Origin of the sequence: Pseudomonas serbica (assembly GCF_028823535.1) — a bacterium.
GTDB lineage: Bacteria > Pseudomonadota > Gammaproteobacteria > Pseudomonadales > Pseudomonadaceae > Aquipseudomonas > Aquipseudomonas serbica.
Genome location: NZ_JAQIYM010000013.1, coordinates 219378 through 230601 on the forward strand (window position 1 = coordinate 219378; position 11224 = coordinate 230601).

The window sequence follows — 11224 nt, forward strand, 5'->3', positions numbered from 1 at the left end:
CAGACCCCACCCGCTCGAATAACTCACACTCGTCGGTGGAATGCTGCGCCCGGCGGCGCAATGCCCCGCACACCCAGCCTGGCGTAGAACCGCCTTCATTCCACATGCGACCCGCCCTGCGCGGGTCGTACGAAGGATTTCATGGAAAATATCCTGACTCGCACCCTGTCCAGCCTTTGGCGCTCACCGGCCATCTGGCTGCGGTGGAGTGCCGCGCGGCACAAGTTCGAGTACGAGCCCATCCTGCGTTCCGACCTGTTCAACGCGCAGCAGATGGCCGACCACGGAATCGTACTGGCCCGCCAACACGTGCTCGGTCGTCTTTCAAGAAAGGATGCCTTGCTGGGCCGCCTGACGGACAACCAATTGCTGCTGGAACGTAGCTGCGCAGCGCTCAAGACCGTGCAACTGTCCAGCCGACGCGCTACCCCGGCGGCGGAATGGCTGCTGGACAACTTCTACCTGATCGAAGAAAACATCCGCACCGCCCGGACCCACCTGCCCGACGGCTATAGCCGCGAGCTGCCACGCCTGGCCGAAGGTCCTTCGGCAGGCTTGCCGCGGGTCTACGACATCGCCCTGGAAACCATCGCCCACGGCGATGGCCGGGTCGACGCGCCGAGCCTGGATTGTTTCATCGCCTCGTACCAGACCATCACGCCGCTGGCCCTGGGCGAGCTGTGGGCCATCCCGATCATGCTGCGCCTGGCGCTGATCGAGAACCTGCGGCGCGTGGCGTCCCGGGTCATGGCCAACCGCGATGACCGTAACCTGGCCGATGACTGGGCCGATCGCTTGATCGAAATGGCCGAGCGCGACGCCAAGAGCGTGGTCTTGACCGTGGCCGACATGGCGCGCTCGGCACCGCCAATGACGCCGGCATTCGTTGCAGAACTGGCGCGCCGCCTGCACGGGCAAAGCGCCGCCCTGATCTTGCCCATGGCGTGGATAGAACAAACCCTCGGTGAGGCCGGCCTGACCGTAGAACGCCTGGTGCAGATGGATGCCCAGCAGCAATCCGGCGACCAGGTGTCCATCAGCAACAGCATCGCCAGCCTGCGCTTGCTGGCAGCGACCGACTGGCGCGAGTTCGTCGAGCTGCTCAGCCATGTCGAACAGGTCTTGTGCACGGACCCGGCGGCGGTCTACTCCAACATGGACTTTGCCACCCGCGATCGCTACCGCCATGTGGTCGAACGCCTGGCCCGGCATTGCTTGCAGTCTGAAACCCAGGTGGCACAAGCCGCCATCGAACTGGCCAGCAAGCCCGCCCCCACGGCCGGAGTGAGCGCACACGTGGGCTATTACCTGGTGGCCGACGGATTACTCAGCCTGGAACGAGCGCTGCACGCCAGCGTGCCGCTGCACGATCGATGGAAGCGCCTGCTGCAGAGCGCTCCATTGAAATTCTACCTGTGCCCCGCACTGCTGCTGACACTGCTGTTGGCCTGGCCATTTCTCAGCAGTGCATACCACAGCGGCACGCCAACCTGGGGCCTGATCCTGCTCGCCGTGCCCGCACTCTTGATGACCAGCCGCCTGGCGATCGGGCTGGTCAACTGGCTGGTGACCCTCACTGTAGTCCCGTCGCTACTGCCGCGCCTGGACTACAGCAAAGGCATACCGGCCGAGGCGCGCACCCTGGTGGCGGTGCCGACGATGTTTGCCAACGCCGGCGACATCGAGGCGCTGGCGGAAGGGCTGGAAGTGCGATTCCTGGCCAATCGCGATGCCAACCTGCATTTCGCGCTGCTCAGTGACTTCATGGACGCCCCTGCCGAAGTGATGCCCGAAGACGGCGAACTGCTCGCCCTGGCGCGTCAACTGATCGAGGCGCTCAACCACAAATATGCCGATGGCCAGGTCGACCGTTTCTTCCTGCTGCACAGGCCCAGGCACTGGAGCTCGACCGAGCAGGTATGGATGGGGCATGAGCGCAAGCGTGGCAAGCTCGCCGAGCTCAACACCTTGCTGCGTGGCCAAGGCCGGGAGCGCTTCGCCTTGATCGTCGGTGATGTCGCGCCGCTGATGGCGGTGCGCTTCGTCATCACCCTGGACACCGACACCCTGCTGCCACGGGATGTCGCGCGTCAGTGCGTCGGTGCCATGATGCACCCGCTGAACCATCCGGTCTTCGATCAACAGAGCGGCAAGATCGTCAGCGGCTACGCCATCCTCCAGCCCCGCGTGGGGATCAGCCTGCCCAGCACGGCACGCTCGACCTACGCCCGCCTGTTCGGCAGCGATGCCGGCATCGACCCTTATACCCGCGCCGTTTCCGATGTGTATCAAGACCTGTTTCGCAACGGGTCCTTCATCGGCAAGGGCATCTATGCCGTCGACGCCTTCGAACAGGCACTCAAGGGCTGCCTGCCCGACAACCGTATCCTCAGCCATGACTTGATCGAAGGCTGCTATGCCCGCTGCGGGCTGCTCAGCGATGTGCAGTTGTATGAGGAATACCCGTCTCGCTACAGCGCCGATGCCAAGCGCCGACATCGCTGGATTCGCGGCGACTGGCAAGTCCTGTACTGGGCCCTGCCATGGGCACCGAAACCCCAGGGCGGCTTCGCGGCCAATGGCCTGAGCAACCTGGCCCGCTGGAAAATTTTCGACAATCTGCGCCGCAGCCTGGAGCCGGGCGCCTTCCTGACCATGCTGGCATGGGGCTGGCTGGCTTCGGACGAGGCCGCCTCCTGGACGTTGGCGGTGGTCATTCTGGTGTGCCTGCAACCCGTGCTGCAGTCGGTCCTGGCGCTGGTGCAGAAAGCGGCCGATATTCCCCTGGGGCAACACCTGAGCGCGGCGCTGCATACCTCGGGCCAGCATTTCATGCGGGCACTGCTGTCGATTGTCTGGTTGCCCTCCGATGCGTTGTTGAGCGTCGATGCGATCGCTCGCTCACTGTGGCGCATGCTGATCAGCAAGCGCCACCTGCTGCAATGGCAACCTTCCCGTGAGGTGGAGCGCTCCAGTGGCAACGATCTGGCCGGCATGTATAAAAGCCTGTGGATTGCGCCTGCGCTGGCCCTGCTTCTATGTGCTGCCCTACTCCCCTCTCTCCACGTACTTGCCCTGGCGGCGCCCTTGCTGCTGGTGTGGCTGGCAAGCCCGGCGATTGCCTGGTGGATCAGTCTGCCGACGACACCGAGCGGGTTCAGTCCGTCAGCCCAGGACCTGCGCTTTCTGCGCAGGCTGTCACGCCAGACCTGGGCGTTTTTCGATCGCTATGTGGGCCCTGAGGACAACTGGTTGCCACCGGACAACGTCCAGGAAATACCCAAGCCGACCATTGCCCACAGGACCTCTCCGACCAACATGGGCATGGCCTTGCTCTCTCACCTGGCGGCCCACGATTTCGGTTACTTGAGCACCGCGCGCCTGCTTGAACGCATCACGGCCATGCTTGATAGCATGGCCAGCCTCGAGCGACACCAGGGTCACTTCTACAACTGGTACGACACCCAGACACTGCTGCCGCTGGCGCCGCGGTATGTGTCCACCGTGGACAGCGGCAACCTGGCGGGCCTGTTGCTCACCCTGCGGCCGGGGCTTCTGGGGTTGATCGATACCCCACTGTTCGACCGACGCGGTCTTGGCGGGCTGGGCGACACCCTCGATGTGCTGCAGCAAGCGCTACAGGGCGCGGGCCTCGATGACCAAGCCGTGCTTGAACTGCGCGAGAAGGTCGAATCGGCCATTGTCCGCGATACCCCGTACAATCTCCTGCCGCTGCTCGATCAGGCGCAGGCCCTGGCAATCGACGGCACGGCCGGGTCTGCCGAGGAAGCTCACTACTGGCTGCAGGCATTGCAGGCGCAGTGTGCAGACCTGCGGGCAGAACAACTGTGCTTCGAGTTGCCGCCGACACCGACACCCGCAGTCACCTTGCGGCAAATGGCCGAGCTCGATACCACGCTGTGGCTGGCCGCCGATCAGGCGCAAGTGCAGGCGGTCCAACATCTGGCCCGGGCACGCATCAGCCAGATCGAGCACCTCGCCGAACTGTCCGCAGCACTGGCGAGCATGGATTTCACCTTCCTCTACGATGCCCAGCGCGACCTGTTCTCCATCGGCTACAACGCCGACGAACGCCGGCTGGACAACGGCTATTACGACCTGCTCGCTTCCGAGGTGCGCCTGACCAATTTCGTGGTCATCGCCCAGGGTCAGCTGCCGCAACAGGCCTGGTTCACCCTCGGGCGCCTGCTCAGCAACAATCGCGGGGTGCCGGTGCTGCTGTCCTGGTCCGGCTCGATGTTCGAGTACCTGATGCCCAACCTGGTCATGCCCAGCTATGAAGGCACGCTGCTGGAGCAGACCTGCCGCGCGGCCGTCGCCTTGCAGATCGAACATGGTCACCAGTTGGGCATCCCCTGGGGTGTGTCCGAGTCGGGCTACAACACCCTGGACGCCCATTCCAATTATCAATATCGGGCGTTCGGTGTGCCTGGCCTCGGTCTCAAGCGCGGGCTGGCCGAGGACACCGTGATTGCGCCGTACGCCAGCGCCCTGGCGCTGCTGGTCGAGCCGCAAGCGGCCTGTCGCAACCTGCAACGCCTGGCGGCCCAGGGCTCGGCCGGTCGTTATGGCCTGTACGAAGCAGTCGACTACACCGAGGCGCGTCTGCCTCGCGGCCAGCGCTATGCGGTCGTGCGGTCGTTCATGGCGCACCATCAAGGCATGAGCCTGCTGGCCTTGACCAGCCTGCTGCTGGACCGGCCCATGCAGCGACGTTTCGAGTCGATCCCGGCCTTCCAGGCGACCCTCCTGTTGCTGCAGGAACGCGTACCGAAAACCGCCGCGCCCTACCTGCATGCGGCCCAGGCGCTTACCACTGCGCAAGACGGACAGGCACAGGAAACCAGCCTTCGCGTATTCGCCGATCCCGGGCGCAAACGCCCCGCCGTCCAGCTGCTGTCCAACGGCCGTTACCACGTCATGCTCAGCAGTGCCGGCGGCGGTTATAGCCGTTGCAACGACATCGCCGTGACCCGCTGGCATGAAGACGCGACCCGCGACAACTGGGGCATGTTCTGCTACCTGCGCGATGTCAGCAGTGGCGTGTTCTGGTCCTCGGCGCACCAGCCGACCCGGCACCGGCCAGAAAGCCACGAGGCGATTTTCAGCGATGCGCGGGCCGAGTTTCGGGTTCGCGAGCTCGACTTCGATACGCACACCGAGATCGTCGTGTCCCCCGAAGACGATATCGAACTGCGCCGGCTGCACATCACCAACCGCGGCCGCGTACGGCGCAGCGTGGAGATCACCACCTACGCCGAGGTGGTCCTGGCACCGGCCATCAGTGATGCCATGCACCCGGCTTTCAGCAACCTGTTCGTGCAGACCGAACTGTTGCCGGCGTTGCAGGCCATCGTCTGCACCCGCAGGCGCCGTTCCACTGAGGAAGCCGTGCCCTGGATGTGTCATCTGCTGGCCGCCCATGGCGCGGACATCGACGCGATTTCCTACGAGACCGATCGCGCGCGCTTCATCGGCCGGGGACGCGACGTTGCAGCACCGGCGGCGCTCGATGGCCATGTCCAGCAGCTGTCCGGCACTGCCGGCTCGGTGCTGGACCCGATCGTCGCGATCCGCTGCCGCATTGCCCTGGAGCCCGGGCAAACGGCGACCATCGACCTGGTGACCGGCGTCGCCGACAGCCGTGAAGGTTGCCTGTACCTGATCAACAAATACCGCGACCGCCACCTCGCCGATCGCGTCTTCGACCTGGCCTGGACCCACAGCCAAGTGTTGCTGCGCCAACTCAATGTCACGCCGGAAGATGCCCGCCTGTTTGAACATATGGCCGCGTCGATCCTCTACGCCAACGCCGCATTGCGCGCCGAAAACAGCGTGTTGATGGCCAACCGGCGCAATCAATCGAGCCTCTGGGGCCAGGCGATCTCCGGCGACCTGCCCATCGTCCTGCTGCAGATCGCCACCGTGGAGAACATCGAGCTGGTGCAGCAGATGGTCAAGGCCCATGCCTACTGGCGACAAAAGGGCCTGATGGTCGACCTGGTGATCTGGAACGAAGACCAGGCCGGCTATCGCCAGCAACTCCAGGACCTGATCATGGGGGTGGTAACGTCCGGCAGCGAAGCCGCGCTGATCGACCATCCCGGGGGCATATTCGTGCGTCCGGCACAGCAGTTGTCGAACGAGGACCGCACGCTGATCCTGTCAGTGGCGCGCCTGGTGCTCAGCGAAAGCAAAGGCAGCATGGCCGAACAGCTGCAGCGCCGTCACGCCAGCCCGGTGGCCCCGGCGCTGGTCCCCACCCTCAAGCGCCAGGCCAAGGCAACGGCGGCCACGGCCCTGCCCGCCCTCGACGGCTTGCTGCTGGGCAACGCCTATGGCGGCTTCAGTGCCGATGGCAGCGAATACGTCATGACCTTGCAGCCTGGCCAGCCGACACCGGCGCCATGGGCCAACGTGTTGGCCAACCCGCACTTCGGCTCGGTGATTTCCGAAAGCGGTGGCGCCTACACCTGGATGGAAAACGCCCACGAATTTCGCCTGAGCCCGTGGCACAACGACCCGATCACCGATGCCAGCGGCGAGGCGATCTATGTGCGCGATGAAGAGTCCGGGCATGTCTGGTCGGTGACGCCACAGCCTTGTCCCGGCACGGGCGCGTACCGTACCCGGCACGGCTTCGGCTACAGCGTCTTCGAGCACGACGAAGACGGTATCCACACCGAGTTGTGGGTGTATGTGGCGCTGGATGCTTCGATCAAATTCTCGCACTTGCAGATTCGCAATCGCTCAGGCCGCCCAAGGCGCCTGTCGACGACCTGCTATGTCGAGTGGGTGCTGGGCGACTTGCGCAGCAAATCGGCGATGCATGTGGTGACGGAAGCCGATCCCACCAGCGGCGCATTCTTCGCCAGGAACGCCTATTCGATCGAGTTTGGCGAACGGGTCGCGTTCCTCGATACCGACTCGACCGACACCAGCATTAGCGGCGATCGCACCGAGTTCATCGGCCGCAACGGCAGCCTCAAGGCACCGGCGGGACTGCAGCAGGCACGCCTGTCGGGCCGTACCGGTGGCGGCTTCGATCCTTGCGGGGCGATACAGGTGGCCCTGGACCTCGACAACGGCGATGAGCAGGACGTGGTCTTCCGCCTCGGCGCAGCCAGGGACACGGCATCCGCCCTGCGCCTGGTTCAACAATACCGAGGCCTGGGGACGGCAACCGCGCAACTTGAGGCGGTGCGCGAGCATTGGCGTTCGCAGCTGGACGTGATCCAGGTCCAGACCCCCGACCCGAGCATCGATGTGATGGTCAATGGCTGGCTGATGTACCAGGTGATCGCCTGTCGCTTCCAGGCCCGCAGTGGCTACTACCAGTCCGGCGGAGCGATCGGCTTTCGCGATCAACTGCAGGACAGCATGGCGATGATCCATGCCGATCCCGCCAGCGTGCGTGGTCACCTGTTGCTGTGTGCGGCCCATCAATATGCCGAAGGCGACGTGCAGCACTGGTGGCACCCACCGCTGGATCGCGGTGTACGCAGTGGCTGTTCGGACGATTACCTGTGGCTGGCGCTAGCGACCAGTAACTACGTCAGCGTCACCGGCGACCTCAGTGTGCTGGCCGAACCCGCGGGCTATCTTGAAGGCCGGCCGCTCAATGCCGGGGAGGAGTCTTACTACGACCTGCCGGGCAAATCGCACCTCGAAGAAAGCCTCTATCAGCATTGTGTACGGGCCATCGAACACAGCCTGCAGCGCGGCAGCCACGGCCTGCCCTTGATCGGCACGGGCGACTGGAACGACGGGATGAACCGGGTCGGCCATCTGGGCCAAGGGGAAAGCGTGTGGCTGGGGTTCTTCAGCTTCGATGTCTTGCAGCGCTTTGCCCTCACCGCCCAATTGCATGGCGACCACGCTTTCGCACAGCGCTGTACCCAGCAGGCCGCCCTGCTGCAGGCCAGTCTGGAAGAACATGCCTGGGACGGCTCATGGTACCGGCGGGCGTACTTTGACGACGGCCAGGTCCTGGGCTCGGCCAACAATGACGAATGCCGCATCGACTCAATCGCGCAAAGCTGGTCGGTACTCTCGGGTGCCGCCCCGCAAACCCGGCGCCGTACGGCCATGGCCTCGGTTGAGCAGCACCTGGTTCGCCCCGACACCGGCGCGGTGCTGCTGCTCGATCCGCCCTTCGACACAGGTGTGCTCGAGCCTGGATATATCAAGGGCTATGTGCCGGGCGTGCGGGAAAATGGTGGCCAGTACACCCACGCCGCGGTCTGGGCCGGCATGGCGTTCGCCGAGCTGGGGGACAGCGCCAGGGCCTGGCGCTTGCTCGACATGATCAACCCGGCAGGTGGTGCAGTCGCCAACCGGCTCGAGACCTACAAGGTCGAGCCCTATGTCATGGCGGCCGACGTCTATGGCACGCCGCCCCATGCGGGCCGTGGGGGTTGGACCTGGTACACCGGGTCGGCCGGCTGGATGTACCGCTTCATCGTCGAGTCTTTGCTTGGCGTGCAGCGGGTCGGCACTTCGCTGCACATCGAACCGCTGCTGGCCCAGGGCTGGCCGGGCTACACGCTGCGCTATCGCCATGGGGCGACGACCTACCATATCGAGGTGCGCCCTGGCACGACCACCACGCAGGTGATCATGCTGGACGGCGAGTTGCTGGGTCACGATGCACTGCCATTGTCGGATGATGGCAGGGACCATCAGGTGCTCGTGACCTGCCCGGTAAAAGCGCAGCAGGCGCTAATGCCTGGCTACGACAAAACCGTCGAAGCCGATCTTGAGCGCTGAGTTACAGCACGCTGGGTGGGTCAGGGTTCAGGCATTAGTGTTCGGGCCCTGGTGGTGCGGCTGCACGGCATCGCTCAGTTTGCTGTGAACCGGTTGGTTGGCCGCCTGCCCGTGCTTGGGATGCAGGGGCGGCGGCGTGCTTTGTGACTGTTTCGCCGTGGGCTTGCCGGGGCCCTGGCGAAGATTCGGATCAATGTGTTTGCTCATGGCAGTCTCCAACGTCCGGCGCTGCAGGTGCAGCGTCGCTCCCTCAAGCATCGCAGATGCCAGCGGCGACTTCGGTGCGTTGCCCCGCATAGTGCGCATTGGAGTAACCTGTCCCCTCAGGGAATTTTCCCGCGAAGGGTGGCTGATATGTTCGCTGTACCCAAGCCACAACAGAACTACCTGCTGGCCGCGCTTCCGGCGCCAGCGCTGGACCGCCTGCTGCCCCACCTCGAGCTGGTCGAGTTGCCCCTTGGCCAAGTGCTCTATGAATCCGGCGGCGCCCTGCGCCACGTGTACTTCCCCACCGACTCCATCGTGTCGCTGTTGTATGTGATGGAGAACGGCGCCTCGGCCGAGATTTCCGTGGTCGGCAACGAAGGCCTGATTGGCGTCGCAGTCTTCATGGGCGGCGAAAGCACCCCCAGCCGCGCCGTCGTGCAAAGCGCCGGGCATGCCTACCGGCTACCCGGCCAGCAACTCAAGGACGAGTTCAACCGCCACGAAGAAATGTTGCTGCTGATGCTGCGCTACACCCAGGCCCTCATCACGCAAATGGCCCAGACGGCGGTGTGCAACCGCCACCACGCCATCGACCAGCAGCTGTGTCGCTGGTTGCTCTTGTCGCTCGATCGCCTGCCCGGCAACGAGCTGACCATGACCCAGGAACTGATCGCCAACATGCTCGGCGTACGCCGTGAAGGTGTGACCGACGCCGCCGGCAAGCTGCAGCGCCTGGGGGTCATCGAATATACTCGGGGCCACATCAAGGTCCTCGACAGGACTCGTCTGGAGGCGCTGAGTTGCGAATGCTACGCCGTGGTCAAAAAAGAAACCGAACGCTTGCTGCCCTACTTTCCCATGCGCCGCGACAATCGAATGGAGCGAAACCCGTGACGCACACCCCCAATCCCGGCAAATTGAAACTGCTGGCCGCCGGTGTTGCGATGCTCGCGGCAGGCCAGGCCATCGCGCAGGCTCCCCTCGAATCGATCGTCAGCGACGCGGTGCGCCCGGTCATGCAGGCGCAAGGCATCGCGGGCATGGCCGTGGCCGTCACCGTCCACGGCAAACCGCAGTACTTCAACTACGGCCTGGCCTCAAAAGAGACCGGCAGCCCGGTGACCCAGGACACCCTGTTCGAAATCGGCTCGGTCAGCAAAACCTACACCGCCACCCTCGCCGCCTACGCCCAGGCCACCGGTAAACTGGCCTTGACCGACAAGGCCAGCAAGGTGCTGCCGGCCCTGCGCGGCAGCGCGTTCGACCACATCAGCGTGCTGCAACTGGCCACCTACACAGCCGGCGGCCTGCCCCTGCAATTCCCGGCCGAAGCGGATTCGGCCGATAAAATGCTCGGCTACTACCAGCAGTGGACACCGCTCTACCCCGCGGGCAGCCACCGCCTGTATTCGAACCCCAGCATAGGCCTATCCGGCTACCTCGCCGCCCAGGCCATCGGCCAGTCCTTCGACGACGTGATGAAAAACACCCTGCTGCCCAAACTCGGCCTGCAGCACACCTTTCTCAAGGTGCCGCAGGAGCACATGGCGCTGTATGCCCAGGGCTACAACAAGGCCGACCAACCGGTACGGGTCGGGCCGGGGGCGCTGGATGCCGAAGCCTACGGCGTGAAAACCAGTGCGGCGGACTTGATTGCTTTTGTCCAGGCCAACCTGCAACCGGCCAACCTGGAAAAGCCCCTTCAACAGGCGATCGCCTTGACCCATACCGGTTACTACAGCGTCGGCAACATGACCCAGGGGCTTGGGTGGGAGATGTATCGTTATCCGGTCACTCTGGATCGTTTGCTGGCGGGAAACTCGACGGCGATGGCCATGCAGGCGCATCAGGTCCAGTGGCTTAACCCACCGCAACCTGAGGCTGGGAATGTGCTGCTCAACAAGACCGGTTCAACGGGTGGGTTTGGGGCTTATGTGGCGTACGTGCCAGCGAAGGATATGGGGGTTGTGATTCTGGCCAATAAAAACTATCCGATTGAAGAGCGGGTGAAGATTGCTCATCAGATACTGAGTGCAATGGCCCTGTAGGAGCCGGCTTGCTGCGGGCGGCGTTCAGACGATCGTGGACGTACAGTCGACACGGTTGTCGCCTGAGGAATCGCTATCGTCGGAACGCCGCCCGTAGCAAGCCCACGGGACCAGGAAGTAGCGCCTCCCATCCTGAATTAGAGCGGTATTTTTTCACCCTTGCCCAAAAATATCTGCCT

At 64.1% G+C, this 11224-nt stretch carries 4 protein-coding genes; 3 read left to right on the forward strand and 1 reads right to left on the reverse strand.

Going from position 1 to position 11224, the window contains the following annotated elements; translation table 11 throughout:
• Positions 1-141 precede the first annotated feature (141 nt).
• Positions 142-8790: a glycoside hydrolase family 94 protein gene (locus tag NQL71_RS22170; RefSeq protein ID WP_274643297.1), complete on the forward strand. Its 8649-nt coding sequence runs from the start codon at positions 142-144 to the stop codon at positions 8788-8790.
• A gap of 27 nt (positions 8791-8817) precedes the next feature.
• Here the strand turns inward: NQL71_RS22170 and NQL71_RS22175 are convergent, their stop codons facing one another.
• Entirely contained in the window at positions 8818-9096 is a 279-nt protein-coding gene (locus NQL71_RS22175; protein ID WP_274643298.1) for a hypothetical protein, read from the reverse strand.
• Positions 9097-9144: 48 nt separating this feature from the next.
• Here NQL71_RS22175 and NQL71_RS22180 point away from each other — a divergent pair, with 48 nt between their 5' ends.
• Both NQL71_RS22180 and ampC read left to right on the forward strand, forming a co-directional pair.
• Positions 9145-9891, forward strand: coding sequence for a Crp/Fnr family transcriptional regulator (locus tag NQL71_RS22180; RefSeq protein ID WP_046815092.1), 747 nt, complete (start codon positions 9145-9147; stop codon positions 9889-9891).
• Between the two features lie 50 nt (positions 9892-9941).
• Positions 9942-11045, forward strand: coding sequence for a class C beta-lactamase (gene ampC, locus NQL71_RS22185; RefSeq protein ID WP_425520690.1), 1104 nt, complete (start codon positions 9942-9944; stop codon positions 11043-11045).
• The last annotated feature ends 179 nt before the right edge of the window (positions 11046-11224 follow it).

Bases quoted from the DNA above. Each gene is read 5' to 3' on its own strand.
- NQL71_RS22170 (WP_274643297.1), top strand. From the start codon at position 142: ATGGAAAATATCCTGACTCGCACCCTGTCCAGCCTTTGGCGCTCACCG.
- NQL71_RS22175 (WP_274643298.1), bottom strand. From the start codon at position 9,096: ATGCGCACTATGCGGGGCAACGCACCGAAGTCGCCGCTGGCATCTGCG.
- NQL71_RS22180 (WP_046815092.1), top strand. From the start codon at position 9,145: ATGTTCGCTGTACCCAAGCCACAACAGAACTACCTGCTGGCCGCGCTT.
- ampC (WP_425520690.1), top strand. From the start codon at position 9,942: ATGCTCGCGGCAGGCCAGGCCATCGCGCAGGCTCCCCTCGAATCGATC.